Source organism: Pseudomonas sp. FJ2-5-13 (genome assembly GCF_029201605.1).
Taxonomy (GTDB): Bacteria; Pseudomonadota; Gammaproteobacteria; order Pseudomonadales; family Pseudomonadaceae; genus Aquipseudomonas; species Aquipseudomonas lactis.
On the sequence record NZ_CP104045.1, the window covers coordinates 2,204,854 to 2,227,673 of the forward strand.

General features: G+C 60.4%; 17 protein-coding genes. 11 read left to right on the plus strand and 6 right to left on the minus strand.

Annotation, left to right across the window (positions count from 1 at the left end; genetic code table 11):
• Positions 1-24 precede the first annotated feature (24 nt).
• On the minus strand, positions 25-1,692 hold the full coding sequence (locus tag N2A98_RS09960; protein ID WP_078468058.1) for a GMC family oxidoreductase N-terminal domain-containing protein: 1,668 nt from the start codon (positions 1,690-1,692) through the stop codon (positions 25-27).
• 128 nt (positions 1,693-1,820) lie between these two features.
• On the opposite strand from N2A98_RS09960, the gene N2A98_RS09965 reads away from it, so the two are divergent.
• Positions 1,821-2,714: a LysR family transcriptional regulator gene (locus tag N2A98_RS09965; protein ID WP_044273140.1), complete on the plus strand. Its 894-nt coding sequence runs from the start codon at positions 1,821-1,823 to the stop codon at positions 2,712-2,714.
• Between the two features lie 856 nt (positions 2,715-3,570).
• Here N2A98_RS09965 and N2A98_RS09970 read toward each other — a convergent pair.
• The 3 genes from N2A98_RS09970 to N2A98_RS09980 form a co-directional block, all read right to left on the minus strand.
• Complete coding sequence (locus N2A98_RS09970; protein WP_275623339.1) at positions 3,571-5,430, minus strand: DUF3857 domain-containing transglutaminase family protein; 1,860 nt, start codon at positions 5,428-5,430, stop codon at positions 3,571-3,573.
• Between the two features lie 179 nt (positions 5,431-5,609).
• Positions 5,610-6,956 carry a glutamine synthetase family protein gene (locus N2A98_RS09975; protein WP_044273144.1) on the minus strand — a complete coding sequence of 449 codons (1,347 nt, stop codon included), beginning with the start codon at positions 6,954-6,956 and terminating at the stop codon, positions 5,610-5,612.
• An 11-nt stretch (positions 6,957-6,967) separates the two neighbouring features.
• Complete coding sequence (locus N2A98_RS09980) at positions 6,968-7,525, minus strand: XRE family transcriptional regulator (RefSeq protein WP_044273146.1); 558 nt, start codon at positions 7,523-7,525, stop codon at positions 6,968-6,970.
• 142 nt (positions 7,526-7,667) lie between these two features.
• On the opposite strand from N2A98_RS09980, the gene N2A98_RS09985 reads away from it, so the two are divergent.
• Together N2A98_RS09985 and N2A98_RS09990 are read left to right on the plus strand one after the other, a co-directional pair.
• On the plus strand, positions 7,668-7,976 hold the full coding sequence (locus tag N2A98_RS09985) for an RcnB family protein (protein WP_044273148.1): 309 nt from the start codon (positions 7,668-7,670) through the stop codon (positions 7,974-7,976).
• An 88-nt stretch (positions 7,977-8,064) separates the two neighbouring features.
• Entirely contained in the window at positions 8,065-9,258 is a 1,194-nt protein-coding gene (locus tag N2A98_RS09990; RefSeq protein WP_044273149.1) for an MFS transporter, read from the plus strand.
• Here N2A98_RS09990 and N2A98_RS09995 read toward each other — a convergent pair.
• Positions 9,221-9,493 carry a DUF1652 domain-containing protein gene (locus N2A98_RS09995; RefSeq protein ID WP_003190355.1) on the minus strand — a complete coding sequence of 91 codons (273 nt, stop codon included), beginning with the start codon at positions 9,491-9,493 and terminating at the stop codon, positions 9,221-9,223. The two genes, N2A98_RS09990 and N2A98_RS09995, sit on opposite strands and share 38 nt — an antisense overlap.
• 102 nt (positions 9,494-9,595) lie before the next feature.
• Positions 9,596-11,092, minus strand: a complete 1,497-nt coding sequence (locus tag N2A98_RS10000) for a helix-turn-helix transcriptional regulator (RefSeq protein WP_275623340.1) — start codon at positions 11,090-11,092, stop codon at positions 9,596-9,598.
• Positions 11,093-11,295: 203 nt separating this feature from the next.
• On the opposite strand from N2A98_RS10000, the gene N2A98_RS10005 reads away from it, so the two are divergent.
• From N2A98_RS10005 to N2A98_RS10040, 8 genes are all read left to right on the plus strand, one after another.
• The gene (locus N2A98_RS10005) at positions 11,296-12,264 is read left to right on the plus strand and encodes a hypothetical protein (protein WP_019821429.1); all 969 of its coding nucleotides are present in this window, start codon (positions 11,296-11,298) and stop codon (positions 12,262-12,264) included.
• A 78-nt stretch (positions 12,265-12,342) separates the two neighbouring features.
• Positions 12,343-12,963, plus strand: coding sequence for a hypothetical protein (locus tag N2A98_RS10010; RefSeq protein ID WP_003190361.1), 621 nt, complete (start codon positions 12,343-12,345; stop codon positions 12,961-12,963).
• A 232-nt stretch (positions 12,964-13,195) separates the two neighbouring features.
• Positions 13,196-13,540 (plus strand): FKBP-type peptidyl-prolyl cis-trans isomerase, encoded by a 345-nt coding sequence (locus tag N2A98_RS10015; RefSeq protein ID WP_003190363.1) that lies wholly within the window; start codon positions 13,196-13,198, stop codon positions 13,538-13,540.
• 11 nt (positions 13,541-13,551) lie between these two features.
• Positions 13,552-14,151: a GNAT family N-acetyltransferase gene (locus N2A98_RS10020; protein ID WP_275623341.1), complete on the plus strand. Its 600-nt coding sequence runs from the start codon at positions 13,552-13,554 to the stop codon at positions 14,149-14,151.
• A 434-nt stretch (positions 14,152-14,585) separates the two neighbouring features.
• Positions 14,586-17,291 carry a magnesium-translocating P-type ATPase gene (gene mgtA, locus N2A98_RS10025; RefSeq protein ID WP_275623342.1) on the plus strand — a complete coding sequence of 902 codons (2,706 nt, stop codon included), beginning with the start codon at positions 14,586-14,588 and terminating at the stop codon, positions 17,289-17,291.
• Positions 17,292-17,457: 166 nt separating this feature from the next.
• Positions 17,458-18,174 (plus strand): MgtC/SapB family protein, encoded by a 717-nt coding sequence (locus tag N2A98_RS10030; RefSeq protein WP_003190369.1) that lies wholly within the window; start codon positions 17,458-17,460, stop codon positions 18,172-18,174.
• A 288-nt stretch (positions 18,175-18,462) separates the two neighbouring features.
• Positions 18,463-19,089 carry a response regulator transcription factor gene (locus N2A98_RS10035; protein ID WP_032892431.1) on the plus strand — a complete coding sequence of 209 codons (627 nt, stop codon included), beginning with the start codon at positions 18,463-18,465 and terminating at the stop codon, positions 19,087-19,089.
• A 6-nt stretch (positions 19,090-19,095) separates the two neighbouring features.
• Entirely contained in the window at positions 19,096-22,710 is a 3,615-nt protein-coding gene (locus N2A98_RS10040; protein ID WP_275623343.1) for a transporter substrate-binding domain-containing protein, read from the plus strand.
• Positions 22,711-22,820 lie beyond the last annotated feature (110 nt).

Consider the following 22,820-nt stretch of genomic DNA (forward strand, 5'->3'; position numbering starts at 1 on the left):
CCGCTATTTTTTCAACGTCAACGATTACGCGGGGTGCCCTGTAGTGCGCGGTGCTGGTGGGTTTTTCGCGAGTAAGCTCGCGCCTACAGTGTTGGGTGACAGGATGAGCTGCGCGGCTTTCTCCGCGATCATCAGCGTGGGTGAGCAGGTATTGCCGGAGGTGATGCGCGGCATGATCGACGCATCGGCAATGCGCAGGCCGGGGATGCCGTGTACGCGCAGTTGGCTGTCGACCACCGCGTCCTTGTCATCGCCCATGCGGCAGGTGCCCACCGGATGGAAAATCGTGGTGCCGATCCGAGCGGCGGCCTCGTGCAGTTGTTCTTCAGTTTGCAGGGCTTGGCCAGGCAGGTATTCCACCGGTTTGAACTGGCTCAGGGCCGGAGCGGCGACGATGCGCCGGGTCAGGCGAATGGCGTCGGCGGCGATGCGCAAGTCTTCGGGGTGGCTGAGGTAATTGGGTTGTATCAGCGGCGCATCCGCCGGGTTGGCCGAACGAATATCCACCCGGCCGCGACTTTGCGGGCGCAGGTCGCAAACCGACGCGGTAAATGCCGGGAAGCCGTGCAACGGTTCGCCAAAGCGCTCCAGGGACAGTGGCTGCACGTGGTATTGCAGGTTGGCCGAGGTCTGCTCCGGCCCGGAGCGGGCAAACGCGCCAAGCTGGCTGGGCGCCATCGACAGCGGGCCGCTGCGGTCGTACAGGTAGCGCAGGCCCATGCCCATCTTGCCCCACAATGTGCCGGCGATCTGGTTCAGGGTGCGGGCATTTTCCAGTTTGTAGATCAGGCGCAGTTGCAGGTGATCTTGCAGGTTGCCACCAACGCCTGGCAGCTCGTGCACCACGTCGATACCCAGCGGCTTGAGCACCTGGGAAGGGCCGATCCCTGAGCGTTGCAGAATCCCCGGCGAACCCACCGAGCCGGCGCACAGTACGATCTCCTTGCGCGCCTTCCAGCCCATCGACTGGCCGTGTTGACGCCCCAGTACCTGCGAGGCACGACCGTTTTCCAGCAGCACACGCTCAACTTCCACCTCAGTCAGCACGGTGAGGTTGGGGCGGTGGCGGATCGGCTTGAGAAACGCCTTGGCCGCATTCCAGCGCACACCGGCTTTCTGGTTGACCTGGAAGTAACCGCAACCCTCGTTATCGCCCTGGTTGAAATCATTGATATTGGCGATGCCGCTTTGGGCAGCCGCCTCACGAAACGCATCGAGGATCGGCCACGACAGGCGCTGTTGCTCGACGCGCCACTCGCCGCCCTCGTTGTGGAATTCAGAGCCGCCGGCAAAATGGTTTTCGCTCTGTTTGAACAGCGGCAGTACGTCTTTCCAGGCCCAGCCCGCGTTGCCTGCCGCCGCCCAGCCATCGTAGTCCTGGGCCTGGCCGCGCATATAGATCATGCCGTTGATGGACGAGCAGCCACCCAGCACTTTGCCCCGCGGATAGCTCAAGGCGCGCCCTTGCAGGCCAGCTTGGGATTGGGTCTTGAAGCACCAGTCGGTGCGTGGGTTGCCGATGCAGAACAGGTAGCCGACGGGGATATGGATCCAGGGGTAGTTGTCGCGGCCACCGGCTTCCAGCAGCAGCACACGGTGAGCCGGGTTGGCGGACAGACGATTGGCCAGCAGGCATCCGGCGGGGCCGGCGCCGACGACGATGTAATCGTATTCAGCAGTTGCATTGGGCATCTGGGGTCTCGCTTGTTTTTCTTATTGGCCCCATCCTAGTTGTTAGTTTTCGTCTTAAAAATGTTAGTTTTTACCCACCCGCTGTGCGTTTTTAAACAACGGCGGCTGGCCCGGGCACTGGAGGCGATATGTTCGACTGGAATGACCTGCGGTTTTTTCTCGAGTTGCAGCGCAGTGGCCGCCTGCTCACCGCCGCCCAACGCCTGAAAACCACGCATGCCACCGTGGCCCGGCATATCGACGCCATCGAGAAAAGCCTCGGCACGGCGTTGTTCGTGCAACATGCCCAGGGCTATGAATTGACGCCTGCCGGCGAAGCGCTGCTCAAACATGCGGAGGCCATGGAGAACGTGGCACTGTTGGCCGAAGACGAGCTCACCCATTCTGCTGCGCCCCTGGGCAAGATTCGCCTCGGCGTGGCCGAAGGGCTGGGCGTGATGTTTTTGGCCGCGCGCATGGGCGGGTTGTTTGAACGCTATCCAGGATTGGAGGTGGAGCTGGTCGCGGTGCCGCGTTTTGTCAGTATCCTCAACCGCGAGGCGGAGATCAGCATTCACCTGGAGCGCCCCAGCGCCGATCAATTGGTGACGCGCAAACTCACTGATTATCGCCTGGCGCTGTACGCCAGCCGTGCCTATCTGGCGCGCAACCCGCCTATCGAGAAGCGTGAAGACCTTGCTGCCCATGCCTGGATCGATTACGTCGATGACCTGCTGTTCAGCCAGGAGCTGAAGTTACTCAACAGCTTCTGCCGTAACCCTAAGGTGGTGTTCCACAGCACCAGCGTGATCGCCCAGCACCAGGCGGCGCGTTCGGGGTTGGGCATTGCAGTGTTACCGTGTTTTATGGCGGCTGGGGATGGGGAGTTGGTGCCGTTGTTGCCGGCAGAGGGCATTCAGCGCAGCTATTGGATCAGCTCGCGTCGGGAGCTGCACAAGTCGGTGCGGTTGCGGGTGTTGTGGGATTATGTGGTGGAGTTGTGCGCGCGGGAGCAGGGCTTGTTGCTCGGCGAATCCCGCTGACACACACACACGGATTAAAAAGTGGGAGCTGGCTTGCTCGCGATGACGGCCCGACAGCCGATGCATATCTACCTGACACCCCGCGATCTCTCTGTGGGAGCTGGCTTGCCTGCGATGGCGGCCCCCCAGCCGACACTTCTCTATCTGACACCCCACATTCCAACTGTGGGAGCGGGCTTGCTCGCGAAGGCGGCCTAACAGTCAACACAGTTGGACCGGGTACATATCCGTTATTTAGGTAACGGCCACTTAGGGTTCCGCCCTGACGGCGTCTTACTTTTGAAAAGCGCAAAAGTAAGCAAAACGCTCTTGCCCCACCACTCGGCACCTCGCTTAGGCTCGGTGTGCCCGTAATCCGCCAGTGATTTGGGGGGCCGCCGCCACGCGCCATCCATGGCGCGGGGCGGCTAAACCGGCATCCCTGCCGGTTTACCCCCCAAATCCCTGTCGAATTCCGGCCAGCGTGGTTTAACGGGGCGCCTAAGATCAAAAGCAGATCAAGAGCAAGATCAAGAGCGGCTCGCTTCGCATCGTGGTTACCTTGTGCTGCTACAGCCCGCAAAGTTGTGTAGATACCTATGCTGCGATGGCGATGTATCAGCCACTCATGTGCAGGCTGACCCGCCGTCTTCGCAGGCAAGCCAGCTCCCACATTTGGATCGCGGTGCGTCAGCTAGATCAGCGTCGGCTGTCAGGCCGTCACGGGAGCAAGCTCCCTCGCCACAGGTCCAGCGTTGTAGCGAAGTTGTGTAGATACCTATGCTGCGATGGCGATGTATCAGCCACTCATGTGCAGGCTGACCCGCCGTCATCGCAGGCAAGCCCCACATTTGGATCGGGGTGGGTCAGGGGTAGCTTAGAGCTTCACCACCTGATGCACCTGCTCGGCACAGGCCCGAGCTTCTTCAATCATCTTGCCGAACGCATCGCTGGTGACTTCGGCATGGGTCAGCCAACGTTTTTTCTGGCTCAGGCGATAGTGATAGCGCAGCGAGCCGTCTTCCAGTTTTCCGTCCAGGTCGAGGTCGTACCAGGGCGAGCGCACCTTGCAGCCGGGGATGGCTTTTTCCATCTTCCCGCCTGCCAGGCTGTAGGTGTAGTCATAGGTCTCGGGGTTGCCCAGGTAGAGGTCGGCCTGTTGCCCCTGGCGACGATAGTTGACGTAACCTTCCCAGCGGTCTTTCAAGGACGGGTCGGTGTAGACATAGTCATTGGCCAGTTTTTCCAGGGCGCGCTGATCGTTCATGCGGGCGCTGACGCTGTAGCCGTCATGCACCACAAAGCGGGTGGGTTCGCGGGTGATCTGGCAGTCGCTGATGTCGTTGCCGAAGTTGGCGCAGATGTTCTGGTCGGTGGCGGTGGTGCCTTGCTGGCGGTCGGCGACGCTCAGTTGCATCAGCGGCAGGCGGCTGAAGGTAATCGTCGCCTTGACCGCGCCATCTCCCTCTTTGCCGTATTGCACCTGTTTGTCCAGGCGTATCGAGACTTCGGGGCGCTCCAGTGGGATGTGTTCTTCGCGCACCTGGCTCTGGGCGTCGTTGACCAACACCCAGCGGTCCTGAATATCGGGCATGGTCTGGCCTGGGGCGAAGACCGGGTTGGTCGGGTCAAGCCACCACACCTGGCCATTCACTTCGGCACGCACGATGGCGTGGTTGGGCGCCTGGGTGCCCGGAATCAGCAGGGCATCGACCACGTCGCCACGGCTGACCCACGCGGTCTCCGCCTTGATGCCGCTGGCCTTGAGCATGGCCGTCAGCAGCGTCGCCAGGTCCTTGCAGTCGCCGTAGCCGTGCTGCTCGATTTCCGCGAGGCTGAACGGCACGTAGCCGCGTTCGGTTGCGCGCCAGTCACCCAGGTAGCGGTAGTGATCATTGATGTGCTGCATCATTGCGGCTACTTGCTCAGCCGGCGCCAGGCTGCGTGCGGCGGCCACGGCGGCGGCGGCTTGCGCCGGCAGGTTGGCGCCGAGGATCTGGTTGTAACGCTGGGCAAAATCACCGAAGTACGCCTGGCGGTCCACGGCGCTGCCCACTTCCAGGCGTGGAACGCGCAGCAACGCGGCGGCGGAGGATTCATTGATGTAGTTGAGGTAGATCGGCGCTTTAAGCGCCACGTCCAGGGTTTTGCCGTTGCTCGAAGGGGTCACGTTGAAGGCGTCGAACATTTCACTACGCCACTGGAGCGGGCGTTCGGCGGTAAAGCGCGCCTTGAAACGATCACGGCGGGCCGCGCCGGGGCCGAACTTGAGCACGTAATGGAACTGGCTCATCAGCGGTTTTGCCGGATAGTGGTGGCGTACGGTGTAGCGGATCTTGGTGCCCACGCGCAGGTTGGGGAAGGCCAGGGAGGTTTGCTTATCGCGGCTGAAACCCTGGTCTGGGTTGGGCGCGCTGCGGGTATCGATTTGCGTGTCGGCGAGGGCGACCGGCTTGGCGCCAGGCTGGGTGGACTGGGCGCTGATCACTTCAAAGGTATCGCCTTCGGAGTAATCGAAATCGATGCGCGAGAGCATTTCGCGGCCGTTGGGTTTGAGGATCGTGTAGCGGTAGGTGGTGGTGCAGTCGGTGCTGGCGTCGCGGTTGAAGTGGCAGTGCAATTCGGTGTCGTTGGCCAGTGGGGCTTCGGCCAGGGGTTGCAGTGCAGCGCTGACGGAATGGGAAACCAGCCCCAGACTGATAGCAATCAAAGGGCGGTGAAACGAAAAACGGTACATGGGCGCCTCGGGTGACACATTGAAACAGCTACCCGGCGGGTAGCGAGAAGGCGCCGGATGATAATGGATCTCAACGGCAAAGGCCAGGATTGTTCGACAATTTTTAAGCCTGAAAGGCCCGTGCTAGAGCCTTTCGTTGATTTGGGTCAAGGTTTGTATGCCGCCAGCGCGGCGCGTGCTTAGAGAAACCAGCGATATTCGCGCGCATGAATTTCTTGCTGGAAAGCCAAGTGATCCTGGCGTTTGTTCTCGCAATACACGTCGACAAATTCCGCGCCCAGCTTGTCGCGCAGTACCGGTTGCTGCTGCATGGCACGTACGGCGTCGAGCATTTCCACCGGGAAATCGGTGCCGCTGTTGCGGTCTTCGTTCAGTGGCGCGATGGGGTCGCGCTTGGCCTCAAGCCCGTGCTCCAGGCCCACCAGGATTGCCGCCAGTACCAGATAAGGGTTGGCATCGGCGCTGGCCAGGCGGTGCTCGATCCGCAGGTTGCGCGGGTCGGACTCGGGGATGCGCACACAAGCATCGCGGTCCTCAAAGCCCCAGCTCGCCCGCGTCGCAGCGTTGACCGTGCCGCCCAGGCGGCGGAAGGCGTTGTGGTTGGGCGAGAAAATCGGCATGCAGTGGGGAAGCAATTCCAGGCAACCGGCCACGGCGTGGCGCAGCGGCTGCTGCTGATGGGCCGCGAGCAGGTTATTGCCCGCCGCATCGTAAAGGCTGACATGCACATGCATGCCGCTGCCGGGAAATTGCAGGTAGGGCTTGGCCATGAAGCTGGCGCGGTAACCCTGCTTGAGCGCCACGCCACGGGTGCTGCGGCAGAACAGGGCGGCCCAGTCGGCGGCGCGCAGGCCGTCGTCGCAGTGGCCGAAGTTGATCTCGAACTGGCCGGGGCCGATTTCGGCGGTGATCACCGTGATGTCGATGCCTTGGTCCTTGGCGGTTTGCGCCATGTCCTCGAGCACGTCGCTAAAGCGCGACAGCCGTTCGATATGCAGGTTGGGCTGGTCGTCGGCATCTCCGCTGAGCGGGTCGCGGGCAAATTGCGGCAGGCCGTTTTCCAGCTGTTTATCGAACAGGTAGAACTCCAGCTCAAACGCCACCACGGGGTGAATGCCCTGGTGCTGCAAGCGTTCCAGCACTTTGGCCAGGACTTCGCGGGGTTCGAATTCGATGGGCGCTTCGGTGCCGTCCGAGGTGATGAGCATTTGCCCCAATGGCTGGGACTCCCAGTTCACCGGTTTGAGCGTGCCCGGCACCAATCGGCGGTTGGCGTCCGGGTCGCCATCGTTGAAGCAGTAGTCGCCAATCTTGAACAGCCCACCCTGAGCCCCCAGCAATACCGCATTCTGCGGCAGCTTCAGCGGGCTGCCGGCTGCGACCTTTTCAAGCATCTCCACCGGGTAGCGCTTGCCGTAGAAATGCCCGGGAATGTCCAGGGCGATCAGGTCGACATAACGCACGTCGGGGTGGTTCTGGCGAAAGCTGCGTACTTCGGCCAGCAACGTGGAGGATTGGCTTTTCACGGGTGCAGCTCCTAGTTGTAAACCCACAAGACGCGGGCGGGCAGGTCGGTGAGGTTGGCATAACGGCAGTGGGCGAAACTGGCGAGGTGGAAACTGTCGCCGGGGCCGAGGGTGACCGGCTCGGCTTCGCTATCCACCCACAGGGTCAGCTCGCCTTCGAGCACAAAACCGGCCTGTTCGGCACGGTCGCTCATGCTTTGCTCGCCGCTGTTGGCGCCGGGGGCCAACAAGCTGTCGAGCATCGAAAACGCGCCGTTCATGCTCGGCGACACCAGGATGTCGGTGATGCCATTGGCGTAATACACCGTGCGCCGCTCGTTGGGGCGGGTGACCCAGTCCACCGCCTTGGGTTTGGGAAGGCTGTAGAAGTAGGTGGTGGGCACGTCGAGGGCGTGGCTGATGGCGGTCAGGTCGGCCACGGTCGGGCGCGACAGGCCACGTTCGACCTGGGACAGAAACCCCACCGACCGCTCGATTTTTTGCGCAAGTTGCGCCAGGGTGAGTTTCTTGTGCTTGCGCAGGTCGTGGATCAGCGCCGCGAGCGTGGCGAGTTCTTCTTGTGGGGTCATGAAATTTATATCGAATAATTTCATGAAAAATTACACGATAAATTTCACGAAGGCAATCTCTGGCTACAGGGAAACCCGGCTGAATGATTGCGCGCCGTCGCGGTCGGAACTTGGGTACGCACCATTAATTGAAGGAGCACCCATGAAGTCGAAAACCTTAGCCGCTTGCCTGCTGGTCGCTGCCAGCTTTTCCTCCGTCAGCGCTGTCGTGCAGGCCGGCGATACCCCTCAGGAAACCGTGCAACCTTCAAACATCAACTCCCGTGACTTGAAAGAGGGTGATCGCGCCCCGGACATCTTGATGCGCGAGGAGTCAGCGATTAAAGACTGGAAAAAACGCGGGCTCAAACAGCCCGAAGAAGAAAGCCAATGGACGCGTGTAGGTGACAAGTACGTCCTGCTCAAGACCACCAACGGCACCATCCTCGAGATTACGCCAGTCAAGAAATAATCCCGCCGGGGCACCTGCTCGTTTCATGTTTCTTGCGTTAAGGTAACCGACCGCAATGGTCGCATTACCTTTGAAGAACGAGAGCAGGATGCTTGCCACAATAAGAAACTACCCCCGCACTGTGAACCTGTTGCTGTGCGCCACGTTGCTGCTGACGCTGGCCAAGGCCATCACCTTTCCTTATCTCGTGATCTACCTCACCAGCCACTTCGCCTTGGACATTACCCAGGTCGGCCTGGTAATCGGCAGTTCGCTGATCGTCGGTTCACTACTCAGTGTCTACGGCGGTTTCCTGGTCGACCGCATCAATAGCTATCGCCTGTTGCTCGGTTTGAGCCTGGTGTTTGTGCTGGGGTTTATCGGTACGGTGCTGGCGCAGAATATCTGGGCGTTCTATGGCTGCCTGATCCTGATCAACCTGGCCTACGCCGTCATCGATATTGCAGTGAAAGCCGGCTTCGCCAGCCTGCTGCCCGAAGACGCGCGCAGCGAGGTGTTTTCCATCAAGTACACCCTTACCAATATCGGCTATGCCGTGGGGCCGTTCTTTGGCGCGATGGTGGCCAAGCTGGATATCAGCCTGCCGTTTATTCTGTCGGCGCTGTTGGGGCTGGGGTTTTTTCTGCTGTACGGGCGCTGGGGTGACCGTAACCTGGCCACGGTGGACGCCACGCAAAAGCCGGTGCCGTTCCTCGCCGTCGCCCGCGTTTTGCTGCAGGACCGTCGCCTGGTGTGCTTCACCCTCGGTGGTTTACTCAGCGCGGTGGTGTTCGGCCAGTTCACGGCCTACCTGTCGCAGTACTTGGTGACCACCACGACCGCCGAATACACCTACACGGTAATCAGCGCGGTGCTGACCACCAACGCGGTGCTGGTGATCGCCTTGCAGTACCTGATTGGCCGGCGCATCTCGCACCGTTACCTGAGCCAATGGCTGATCGCCGGCTTGAGCATGTTCATGTTGGGGTTGATCGGCTTCGGGCTGTCCACCAGCGTGGTGGGGTGGGTACTGGCGATGGCGGTATTCACCGTCGGGGAAATCATCGTGTTCCCGGCCGAGTACATGTTTATCGACCGAATTGCCCCGGACCACCTGCGGGGCATGTATTACGGGGCGCAAAACCTGTCCAACCTCGGCGCCGCGCTGGGGCCGGTGCTGTGTGGGCTGGTGTTGGCCAGCCTGCCGGCCCATTACATGTTCTACATGCTGGGGGCGTTTATCGTCGCCGGCGGGGTGTTTTATTTCATGGGAGCGGCGATAAAGGCAGATCATCCAGCGTGAGCTTGCCGACGTTGTTGCTTTGCAGCTCGTAGCGCAACTCATCCACCATCTTCGCCACTTCCTGCGGGGTTTGCAGGCGGTTGGTGCTGATGCCGGTCACCACCAGGTCGACACGGCCGGTCTCGGCGTCGTAGACCTTGAGGGTCAAGGACGCGTCCCGGCACAGGGTGAATTCGCACGTCAGCGGTGACAGGCCTTCTTCGATGCAGTTGCGCAGTTGAGAGAGGGTAAACATGCGGGTTCCTTCTAGGCATAAATACGATCCCTTGAAGGTTATTGCTTGCACCGCCGCGCAATAAGGCGAATTCGCACTAGACGCACTAGTGCATTTGCAGGGTCAGGGTTTGTTTTTCAGGCGCAAATCACCGGCAAACAGCCCGCGTTCACGGGCCCAGACGATCGCTGCACTACGGCTGTGCACCCCCAGCTTGGAATACACCGTGGCCACATGGTTACGCACGGTGTTGGGCGCCAGTTTCAGGCGCGAGGCGATCTCTTTGTCCGCCAGGCCCTCGCAGATCAGGCCCAATACATCGCGCTCGCGGGCGGTGAGGTCGGTGAAGGAAACATTCGGCAGGTTGGGGCTGTTGACGCTCTTGGCGTTGGCCAGCTTCTCGATCAGGGTCTGGCTGAACCAGGACGCGTCCTGCATGACTTCCTCGATGGCCGCCACCAGCTCCAGCTCCGAGCGTTTGCGTTCGGTGATGTTCATCAGCACCATCAGGTAGCAGGGCACGTCCTGGATAATCACGGTGTCGGCAGACACCACGCAGTCGATCACCTCGCTGCCTTTCTTGCGCACCTTGAGGTCCTGGCCTTCAAGGTTGCCGGCTTTTTCCAGGGTGGCGAACAGCTGAGCGCCGGCCTGGGGGCTGTCGATGAAGTTGATGTCTTCGATGGATTTGCCGATCAATTCTTCGCTGATGTAGCCGGTGATGCTCATAAAGGCTTCGTTGATGTCCACCACCTGGCGGTTGTCGGCACTGCACACCAGGGTCGGCACGGGCGTCAGGCGGAAGGACTTGGCGAAGCGCTCTTCGCTCTGGCGCAGGGCGATTTCGGCTTTGCGCCGTGGCTCCAGGTCGGTGAAGGAAAACAGCATGCAGTCTTCCTCGTTCATGTCCAACGGTTGGCCGGCGACGATCACCAGTTTGCTGCCACCTTCGGGCAGTCTCAGTTCGGCCTGCATCTGCGGGATGGTCGCGCCTTCGCCCAGGCGCTGGATCGCCAGGTCCTTGCGCTCGGCCTGTTCCAGCACATCCAGTTCATACACGGATTTGCCGATGACCTGGTCGCGGTTGTAGCCGGTCATCTCCAGAAAACCCTGGTTGACCTTGATATAGCGCAAGTCGCTGAGGCGGCAGATCACCGCGGGCGCCGGGTTGGCGTTGAAGGTTTTCTCAAAGCGTTGCTCGGCGCTGGCCCATTCGGTGGCGTCGCTGAGGATCAGCACCAGCAACTCCGGCTCACCCTGGGCATCGGTCAGCACCAGGCTGCGCAGGCGGTGCACCCAGCAGCGGTGTTCGTCATCGGCGGGTGTGACTTCCACCACCACATCGCTGAACTCTTCGCCGGCAGCCACGCGGCTGAGGGGGTAGCTGTCCAGTGGCAACGGATGGTTGTTGCGATAGCGCAGGGCAAAGCGCTTGGCGTACGCCTCGGTATTGGCGCCCAGTTCCTTGACCTCGCTGACCCCATGCATGGTCAACGCCGCTTCATTGGCCCACAGAATGGTCTGGTCGACCTCGGCCAGAATCACACCGTCGGACAGTCCCGAGATGATGGTCTGCAGTTGGCGGCGGTTGGTTTCTTTGGCGAGAACATCCTGGGTCATAACGTCTCCGATTAGGGCAGGGCAAGGCACATTGGGTTACGACATCCCGGCTTCAGGATAGTGCAGAGTTATTGCCCGCGAGGCAGTGCGAATGCACCAGAGCGCCTGGTGCATATGGGCCAGGACTGAACGTATGTCGTTTCGCCACACTCACACCCATCAAGGCGCATTGCCTTGCTCCTCAATTTGAAAAGGACCTTTGTATGACCACTGTCTATGAAACCAATCGATCGCTGTTTCGAGTGTCGTGGAGCTCGGTATTGGCCGGTAGTGCAATCGCACTGGTCACCTACCTGGTCTTGAGTGTGTTGGGCACCGCCATTGGCGCCAGTGCCGTTGACCCGATGGAAGCGGGCAACCCGTTGAGCGGTTTTGGCACGGGTGCGGGTATCTGGCTGTTTGTATCGACACTGGTCGCCATCGCGTTGGGCGCCTTCGTGGCCGGCCGCACGGCACCGGATCGTGGCGGCCTGCACGGGGTGCTGACCTGGACCCTGACCACCTTGCTCACCACTTGGCTGCTGGCGGGCCTGGCGTCCAGCGTCGTCGGCACTGCCGGCAACGTGGTGGGCAAAGGCCTGTCCGCTGCGGGTAGTGGCATTGCTGCCGCCGCGCCGGGGATTGGCAATAGCATCAAGCAGCAGTTGAACGAGCAGGGCATCGAGCTGGACTGGAACAGCCTGCAAGGCCAACTGGATACCTTGCTCAAGCAGAGCGGCAAGGCTGAGCTGGACCCAGCCAATGTTGAGCAAAAAGCCGATCAGGCAGCAGCCGATGGCAAGCAGTCGGCCACCGATGCAGCGACCAACCCTGCCCAGGCCGGTGATGAGCTCAAGCAGTGGTTCGAACGTGTGAAAGCGTCCGGCGAGCCAGCCCTGAATGCAGCGGATAAAGAGGCGCTGGTCAACATCGTCGCGGCCCGCACTGGCAAGAGCAAAGAAGAAGCCACCCAGATCGTCGACAACTATGCCCAGGCTTATCAGCAAGCCATGCAAAAGGTCGATGAGCTGAAAAAACAGGCTGAACAAAAAGCCCGTGAAGCCGGTGAAGTCGCTGCCAAGCAACTGTCCCGCGCAGCCTGGAGCACCTTGGCCATGCTGCTGTTGGGCGCGGCCTTGAGCTTCTTTATCGGTCGTATCGCGCTGACTACCCGTCGCGTGCCCTTGGCTTAAAACTGTCTGCGGCAAGGACGCCGCCTGTGTGAAGGGGTAAAATGCTGGCATTTTACCCTTATCCCACAAAGGTGCCCCTTGAGCGCAGGCAAAGCCGTCGGACTGTTATTACTCACTTCCCTGTTGGCGGCGTGCGGCACCTCGCCGCCACGCACGCCCAACGATCTCTGCGGTATTTTGCGCGAAAAAGACGACTGGTACGACGCCGCCAAGGTTACGCAAAAGCGTTGGGGCGTACCGATCCAGGTGCCGTTCGCCATCATGTATCAGGAGTCGGGCTTTCGCCACGACGCCAAGACCCCGCGAAAATACCTGCTGTGGATCATCCCCTGGGGTCGCGTTTCCACCGCTTCCGGCTACGCCCAGGCCAAGGATGAAGTATGGAACGACTACCGCAAAGCCACTGGCCGCAGCGGCGCTGATCGTGAAGACTTCGACGACGCCATCGACTTTATCGGCTGGTACATGGACAAGACCTACACCATCAACGGCGTCTACAAGTACGACGCCTACGGCCAGTACCTGAACTACCACGAAGGCTGGGGCGGCTACCGCCAGCGCACCTACGCCAGCAAAGCCTGGCTGCCGCCGGTGGCGAGCAAGGTGCAGGCGCGTTCGCAGATGTATGCGCGCCAATATGCCGGGTGCAAGGATGAGTTGGGGCGCGGGTTCTGGAGCCGGTTCTGGCATTGGTTGTAAAAGGCTTTTGAATACGCGCAGATCCAATTGTGGGCGCTGGCTTGCCTGCGAAAGCGGTAGTGCAGACAAAGATGTAGTGACAGACACACCGCCTTCGCGGGCAAGCCCGCTCCCACATTGGATCTGTATGCATTCCAGCGAGCGGTCCACCATGTGGGCCATTCCCCTGCACTTGCCAAACCCACCCAATTCTGGGAAAACCCCAGCCCTTCACCCCTTCAATGAGAACCCCATGAGCAACGACGAACTGCAGGTCACCGACATCCGCCTGGGCGACGGCAAAGCCGTGGTCAAGGGCGCGCTGATCACCACCCAATACACCGGCACCCTGGAAGATGGCACGGTGTTCGATTCCTCCTGGGAACGGGGCAAACCGTTTCAGTGCGTGATCGGCACTGGCCGCGTGATCAAGGGCTGGGACCAGGGCTTGATGGGCATGCAGGTTGGCGGCGTGCGCACGTTGTATGTACCCGCGCACCTGGCTTATGGCGAGCGCTCGATGGGCGCGCATATCAAACCCAACAGTAACCTGCGCTTCGAGATTGAATTGCTGGAAGTGCTGACGCGGGATGATTGAAGAGGTTGAACATGGACGTTGATCTACATCTGTTGCCTGGCAGCTCCTTGGAAGGCATTCGGGTGGTTGAGCTGCTTGGCTGTGATGAGGCTGAGCTGCAGCAGTTTTTTGAACAGGCACCCGATTACTTCATCGCGGTGAATGGCGAATCGGCTACCCCGACCGAAGCACGGGAAGAGTTAAGCGGTCAATTGCCCGCTGGCTGGCATTGCAGCCGCCTGTACTGGCTGGGTTACCGCGATGCGCAGGGCCACTTGGTCGCCGTGGTGAATATCGCCGCGGATTTGCTCGCCGCCGGGGTGTGGCACATTGGGTTGCTACTGGTGCATACGCGCTGGCACGGCAGCGGGCTGGCGCAGCGCTTGCACACCGACCTTGAGGCCTGGGCGGTGGCGAAGGGCGCCCAGTGGCTGCGGCTGACGGTAGTGGTGGGCAATACCAGGGCCGAGCGTTTTTGGCCCAGACTTGGCTATGTACAGGTGCGCACCCGCGAGGGCATCACGATGGGCCGGCAGGTGAATAGGGTGTCTATCCAAGTAAAGGTTGTGGCTAGCGCGAGCATTGAAAACTACCTGGCGCTGGTCGAACGGGATCGCCCAACGTGGGGTTGAGAAAGGCGTTCCTGAACCCATCCTGAAGAATCTTCTTATTCACCAGGCTGACACTTTCCTACGGTTTACTCTGCCAACATCGGGGCGTAAGCTTCGCGCGTTTTCATCAATAGCGGAGACCCTCAGTGGGTACTTGTTCGAGTGACAGTCGTCGGCCGGTTTCGGTAACCGGCCTCTTGGCAAGGTAACGCGCATTTTCCAGATGCCGTTGTCTCGCCTCACAAAGCGAGAAGCGGCATCCCGGCGGTGGCCAATCCTGGCACCTGCCTGATTCCCTCTCATCGACGCTGACCAGCACCTGGGTAACGCCTGGATGCTACGGACGCGCCTGCCTGTTACGGCGGGCGGGCCAGGTTCGGCTGTGCCTGTGTGACGGGCGCGGTGTGGACGGGCAGTACCTGCACGACGGTTTTTCCTCGCGCAGGAGTTACACCATGAACCTCACTTTGCTCAAAGAGTTCTTCGCCGGTTTCCTGCGGACCCGGCATATCGCCCGGCATTTTCGCCGCCTGGCAATGCTGGAGACCGTGACCGACGCCAGCGTCAGCCGCGAAGTACCGCCTAGCCTGGCGCAGACGCTAGTGGCTGCTGCCAACCGCAGCACCGTGCAATTGCTGGGTGTACTGGGCAGCCACACCGAGGGCCTGAACACTCAGGAGGCCGATGCCCTGCGCGTGCAATACGGCCTCAATGAAGTCGAGCACGAGCAGCCGCTGCCGTGGTGGGTGCACCTGTGGCATTGCTACAAGAACCCCTTCAACCTGCTGCTGACCCTGTTGGCGGTGATCTCCTGGCTGACTGAAGACATGAAGGCCGCCACGGTGATTTTTTCCATGGTGGTGCTCTCGACCCTGTTGCGCTTCTGGCAGGAGGCCAAGTCGAACAAGGCCGCCGACGCCTTGAAAGCCATGGTGAGCAATACCGCGACGGTGCTGCGCCGCGATGCCGCCAAGCGCATTGAACTGCCGATCAAGCAATTGGTGCCAGGCGATCTGATTGTGTTGTCGGCCGGCGACATGATCCCTGCGGACTGCCGCGTGCTCAGCGCCAAGGACTTGTTCGTCAGCCAGGCGGCGATGACCGGTGAATCCATGCCGGTGGAGAAGTTCGCCCACCAGCAGGACGCCCACACGCGCAACCCGCTGGAGCTGGAGAATATTCTGTTCATGGGCACCAACGTGGTGTCCGGCGCCGCCACGGCGGTGGTCCTGGCCACCGGCAACAGCACGTATTTTGGTGCCTTGGCGCAACGCGTCACGGCGACAGACCGTGCGACCACCTCGTTCCAGCAGGGGGTCAACAAGGTCAGTTGGTTGCTGATTCGCTTTATGTTCGTGATGGCGCCGCTGGTGCTGTTCATCAACGGCTTTACCAAGGGCGACTGGACCGAGGCGTTGCTGTTCGCGCTTTCGATTGCGGTGGGTCTGACCCCGGAAATGCTGCCCATGATCGTCACCTCGACCCTGGCCAAGGGCGCGGTGTTTCTGTCGCGCAAGAAGGTGATTGTCAAGCGCCTGGACGCGATCCAGAACTTCGGCGCCATGGACGTGCTGTGCACCGACAAGACCGGCACGCTCACCCAGGACAAGATTTTCCTGGCGCGCCATGTGGACGTGTGGGGCCAGGAGTCGGACGACGTGCTGGAAATGGCCTACCTCAACAGCTACTACCAGACCGGCTTGAAGAACCTGTTGGATGTGGCCGTGCTCGAGCATGTGGACATCCATCGCGAGCTGAAAGTGGGTACCGCGTTTCACAAGGTCGACGAGATCCCCTTCGACTTCAACCGCCGCCGCATGTCGGTGGTGGTGGCCGAGCAACACCAACCGCACCTGTTGATCTGCAAAGGAGCGGTGGAGGAGATTTTGTCGGTGTGCAACCGCGTGCGCCATGGCGATGTCGATGAAGCACTGACCGACGAGCTGCTGGCGCGCATTCGCCAGGTGACCGCAGCCTTTAACGAAGAAGGGCTGCGGGTGGTGGCGGTCGCGGCGCAGCCGATGCCGGCGGGGCGTGACACCTACACCCTGGCCGATGAGAACAACCTGACGCTGATTGGCTACGTGGCGTTTCTCGACCCGCCCAAGGAAAGCACCGCGCCCGCCCTCAAGGCCCTGAAAGCTCACGGCGTGGCGGTGAAAGTACTGACCGGCGACAACGAACTGGTCACGGCGAAGATCTGCCGCGAAGTGGGCCTGGAACAACAAGGCTTGCTGATGGGTAACGACATCGAGGCGATGAGCGACGCCGAACTGGCCGTGGCCGTGGAAACTACCAATGTGTTCGCCAAGCTCACCCCCAGCCACAAGGAACGCATCGTGCGTCTGCTCAAGTCCAACGGACATGTGGTGGGCTTTATGGGCGATGGTATCAACGATGCTCCGGCGTTGCGCACGGCGGATATCGGTATTTCGGTGGACAGCGCGGTGGACATCGCCAAGGAAGCGGCCGACATCATCCTGCTGGAGAAGAGCCTGATGATCCTGGAGGAGGGCGTGCTGGAAGGCCGGCGCACCTTCGCCAACATGCTCAAGTACATCAAGATGACCGCCAGTTCCAACTTCGGCAACGTGTTCTCGGTGTTGGTGGCCAGTGCCTTTATCCCGTTTTTACCGATGCTGCCGATGCACCTGCTGGTGCAAAACCTGCTGTATGACATCTCGCAGATCGCGATCCCGTTCGACAACGTCGACGACGAGATGCTTGCCACGCCGCAACGCTGGCAGCCAGGCGAGGTGGGGCGCTTCATGCTGTTTTTCGGGCCAATCAGTTCGATCTTCGACATCACCACGTTCGCACTCATGTGGTATGTGTTTGATGCCAACACGCCAGACCACCAGACGCTGTTCCAGTCCGGCTGGTTTGTGGTGGGGCTGCTGACCCAGACCCTGATCGTGCACATGATCCGCACCCCGAAAATCCCGTTTCTGCAAAGCCGTGCGGCGCTGCCGTTGATGCTGATGACCGGCGTGATCATGGCCGTGGGGATTTTCCTGCCGATGGGGCCATTGGCGGATTACTTCAAATTGCAGGCGCTGCCGTCGCTGTACTTTGTGTTCCTGCCGGTGATTTTGCTGGCGTACATGGCGCTGACCCAAGCGGTGAAAGGCTACTACATCCGCAGGTTTGGCTGGCAGTAGTGAGTGCCATGCAACACCGCAAACCCTGTGGGAGCCGGGCTTGCCCGCGATGGCGGTGTATCAGTCGCCAGATTCATTGGCCGGTGTACCGCTATCGCAGGCAAGCCAGCTCCCACAGGAACCCACGGTGTTTTCCAATTTGTCGCTGCATTCATGGAGATTTTTTATGCAGGCAATCAACAACATCAACCTCAACTCCCTGGTCGACACCGTCGTCAGCCTCAGCGCGGCATTTATCCTCGGTGGCTTGATCGGTTTCGAGCGCCAATATCGCCAGCGCACCGCGGGGCTGCGCACCAATGTGCTGGTGGCGGTAGGCGCGGCGATCTTTGTCGACATGGCCAACCGGCTCGGTGGTGCGGAAGGCGCGGTGCGCGTGGTCGCTTACGTGGTGTCGGGCATCGGCTTTTTGGGGGCGGGTGTGATCATGCGGGAAGAGGGCAATGTACGCGGGCTTAACACTGCCGCGACCCTCTGGGCTTCAGCGGCGGTGGGCGCCTGCGCTGGCGCCGACCTGATCCTCGAGGCCTTGCTGGGTACGCTGTTTGTGCTGGCGGCCAACACCTTGCTGCGGCCGATCGTCAATAACATCAATCGCCAACCCTTGGACGTGGTGTCGGCAGAGGTCACCAACATTCTTTACGTGATTGCGCGACGCAGTCAGCAACAGGCCGTGATGGTGTTGCTGGAAGCCGAGTTGGCACGCTGCAACTACCCAGCCAGTGATGTCGATGTGCGGCCGTTCGGCAGCGACGAAGTGGAGATCGAGGCCATCCTGGCCGCCACGTCGGTGGATGGCGACGAACTGGATGCTCTGGTAGCGCGCCTCTCTACATCAACTCTGGTGGTACAGGCTTTCTGGAGCCCAAGTACCACCGACTGACCCCTATGGGCGAGCCAGGATTGGCTAAGCTTGCTTGTGGAAAAATCCTACATCTAGTCCGGATTATCCCTTCAGTTAAAACATCATTGCGTTGCTAAGGTTGGGCACTTGCGGCTGTTGGGTCGTTGAGGTCCGGCGTCCGTGGTTATGCTGAGTTAATTGAAGGGGCCAGACACGGCCTGGTTACCGTACCGATAAGGCAGCGCCGTTCGTCGGAACTGTCATTTCTCACAGGTACCCAGGCCCGGTGTGATGTGTAAGGGTATTTTGTCCACATAGGGAAGTTGTATGAACAAAGCATTAATTGTGGATGACCATCCATTTATCCGGGCGACGGTCAAACACCTCCTGCAGTTGGAGGGTTTTGTTGAGATTTTTCAGGCTGGGGATGGCGCAGATGCGATGCAGTTGGCGCGGGAGCAACGTCCCGAGCTGATTATCCTCGACCTGGCGATGCCCAAATTGGGCGGGTTGGAGGTCATCAGCCGGATCAAGGCGTTGGGCTTGCCGTGCAAGATTCTGGTGCTGACGTCCTACCTGGCGGTGTTTTTTTCCACCCGCTGCATGCGCGCCGGCGCCATGGGGTTCGTCGCCAAGACCGGCGAACTGGATGAGCTGCAAAAGGCTATCAAGGCGATCATGTCGGGCTACAGCTGCTTCCCCAGTTTGCCGACCAGTTCGGTGCGGCGCGACGATTTGCAAGAAACAGAACGGCAGATGATCGAATGTTTGTCTGACCGCGAACTTACCGTACTGCAGATGCTCGCCCTAGGGCTGGGCAACAAGGAAATCGCCGAGCAAATGCTGCTGAGCCACAAGACCATCAGTACCTATAAGACTCGACTCAAGGAGAAGTTGCGAATGTCCTCGGTAGTGCACTTATCCACGTTTGCTCAGCGCAACCATCTGATCTGAACTGAAATGATCACCGCCGCGTTTATCAGGTTCGTCACGATCCTTTGGATGAGCTTGTTACCTCTGATCGCGGTGGCCCTTGAAGAGCCTCACGCTTTGCGGCTGTTGGGGCACTCTCATATTGAGATCCCGCAAGTGGCGCTGGACGAGGCCGGTTGGCGTTGGCTGCGTGAGCGGCGCACATTGCTGATGGGCGTTTCGGCGCCCGATTACGCACCTTTTGACTTGACCAATAACAACGACGAACTCGAAGGTATCACGGCCGATTTTGCCGCATTGGTCGGCCAGGCCCTGCATATCTCCATCGAGGTTCGGCGTTATGACACCCGCGATGAGGTGGTCGAGGCGCTGAAGCAGGGGGCGGTGGATTTCCTCGGCTCCGCCAATGGCTATGAAGCGGCCGACCCGCAACTGCTGCTGTCTCGCTCTTATGCCAACGACCAACCGACCCTGGTGACCCGCAGCGGTGACAGCCAGGTATTGAATGACGACCTGGCCGGCAAGCGCGTGGCAATGCTCTATCACTACATGCAGCCCGACGCCGTACGCGCGTTTTACCCCCAGGCTCAACTGGAATTGTTTGCCTCGACGTTCGAAGCCATTGGCGCCGTGGCGTTTGGTCGTGCCGACGTCTACCTGGGGGATGCCATCAGCAGCAATTACCTGATCAATCGCAACCACCTCAATAATGTACGCATGGCGGATTTTTCCGGCCTGGAAGTCAATCCGTTTGCGTTTGCCGTCACCCGCGAAAATGCGCGCTTACTGCCCATCCTCAATGCCGCGCTGGAGGCGATTCCCGCCAGCGAGCAGATGGAAATCCTGCGCCGCTGGAGCGGAGGTAACCTGGGCATAATCGGCGTTGACCGGCTGCACTTGAGCGCCAGTGAACAACGCTGGGTGCAGAAAAATCCACGGGTCAGGGTTGCGGTGCTCAATGACTTCCTACCGTTATCTTTTATTGGTGGTCGGGGTCAATTCGAAGGCTTGAGTGCCGAGGTGTTATCGCGCATCAGCTTGCGCACCGGCTTGAAGTTCGATGTGGTGCCAGGCAGTTCGTTGCCGCGCCAGATCAACATCGTCAGTGCGGGGACGGCTGACATGCTGGCGGTTATCACCCCCAGTGTGGAGCGGGCCGAAAAAGTACGCTTTACCCGGCCCTATTTGACCAATCCCTTTGTGCTGGTAACCCGTGACAGTCCACACAGCCCGCTCACGTTGGAAGAGATGGTAGGCAAACGCTTGGCCATGGTGGTCGGCAATGGCCTGCACGATGAGATAGCGCAGAATTTTCCAGGCGTGATGTTTGTCGATGTGGAGAACCCTCAGCAAGCCATGGCGCTGGTGGCCAATGGTGACGCCGACGGCGCGGTCAACTCGTTGATCAGCGCGCGTTATTTGATCAGCCGGTATTACCGCGACCGCTTGCGTGTTACCAGTACGGTCGGCACTGAGCCTGCACGCGTGACCTTTGGGGTCAACCGCAGTCAATTGGAGTTGTATTCGATCCTCGACAAGGCGCTGCTGAGTATCACCCCGCAGGAAATGGACGAATTGATTGGTCAGTGGCGCAGCGAGGTCATCATCGAGGACAGTTACTGGTTGCGTTATCGCAACGTGATTCTTCAGGGCTTCGGGTTGGCGGCGTTATTGTTGGCCGTCACGCTGGGCTGGGCCATTTACCTGCGCAGCCTGATTCGTAAGCGCCTGCAGGCCGAGCGGGCGCTGAGCGATCAGATGCGGTTTATGAGCGTATTGATCGACGGCACGCCGCACCCGATTTACGTGCGTGACCGCCAAGGGCGGTTGATGGCGTGCAATAACGCCTACCTCGACGTGTTTGGCTACAAGCTTGAAGACGTGATCGGCAGGACGGTGGTGGAAACCGACGTCGACAACCCGCCACAGGCCCAGTCGTTTCATGAGGATTACCTGCGCTTGATGGCGGGGGGCGAGCCGCAGATTCATGATCGAATACTCAAGGTGCCCAATGGCGATGTGCTGACCATCTACCAGTGGATGCTGCCGTACCGCGACGGCGACGACAAGGTGGTGGGCATGATTGCCGGTTGGGTCGACGTGAGCGAGCGGCACCGGTTGCTCGGCCAGCTACAGGAAGCCAAGGACGATGCCGACGCGGCCAATCGCGCCAAGACTACCTTCCTGGCGACCATGAGCCACGAGATCCGCACGCCCATGAACGCCGTGATCGGCATGATCGAGCTGGCGTTGAAAAATGCCGAGCAGGGGCGGGTCGACCGCGATGCCCTGGAGGTGGCCTCGGTGGCTTCACGGGGCATGCTGGAGTTGATCGGCGATATTCTCGATATCGCGCGCATCGAGTCGGGGCACTTGTCGTTGACCCTGGAACCCGCCAACCTGCATGAGCTGTTGGCGTCGGTCGCGCGCGTGTTCGAGGGGCTGGCCCGCGCCAAGGGGCTGGCGCTGCAGGTTGAGCTGGACCCGTTGATTGACCGGGCGGTGCTGGTCGACCCGCTGCGATTCAAGCAGGTGGTATCGAACCTTTTGAGCAATGCCATCAAGTTCACTTCTCATGGGCAGGTCAGCCTGGTTGCGCGGGCTAAGGTCGAGGATGATCGCTTGGCCGTCCAGTTATGGGTGCAAGACACCGGCATCGGAATCAGCATCGCCGATCAGCAGCGGTTGTTCAGTGTGTTTATCCAGGGCAGCAATAACCAGCAGTCGGCACGTAGCGGGTCTGGGCTGGGGTTGGTGATCAGTCGCAGCTTGTGTGAAATGATGGGCGGCCAATTGCACTTGAGTAGCGTGTTGGGGCACGGGACTCGGGTGGACGTGACGCTGACCCTGGCCATGACCGCCACGCTGCCGGCCCCGGTTGAGCCTGCACAAGAGGCGGTGCCTGAGGGCCGTGCGCTGAAGATTCTGGTGGTGGACGACTACCCGGCCAACCGCTTGCTGCTGGCTCGACAGTTGAGCTTTCTGGGCCACGATATCGTCACGGCCGAAGACGGTGTTCAAGGGCTTGAACAGTGGCGAGCGGGGCAGTTCGACGGCGTCATTACCGATTGCAACATGCCGTTCAAGAACGGCTATCAGCTGGCACAGGAGATTCGCGCGCAAGAGCGTGAACAGGGTCTGGAACCCTGCCTGTTGCTGGGGTTCACCGCCAACGCACAACCGGAGGAAGCCGAGCGCTGCCGGCAGGCGGGCATGGATGGCTGCCTGTTCAAGCCAACCGGGCTTGACGACTTGCGGTCGGCGCTGGCCTCGCGTGTGGCCGACGCGGGCCCGCAGCCCGTGGCGACATTCGACTTGAGCACATTGGTCGCGCTGACCGGCGATGATCACGCTGCGCTTGTCGAATTGCTGGCGCCGTTACTCGAAAGCCTGGAGGCAGACCGTGCCTTACTGCCGCGCCTGTCCAGCCAGGCAGATTTTGCCAAGCTGCACGACCTGGCTCACCGTGCCAAGGGCGGCGCGCGGATGGTCAAGGCAAACCTATTGATCAGTGGGTGTGAAGCATTGGAGGCAGTGTGTGAACAGCGCGACCGTCAGGCATTGGGGCCAGCGGTTGAGGGCGTGGCTGAAGCGATCGATGTTTTGCGTCATGGCTTGAGCGCTTATTGCAATCAGCCTTGACTGCGGTTGATCGCCATTCGGGAAATTTGGGAAAACTCTTACGCGAACCGGGAACATGCCTGATTTTGTCGTCGGCATATGTCTGGAAAATGGGCAGCGCTCACTGCCGA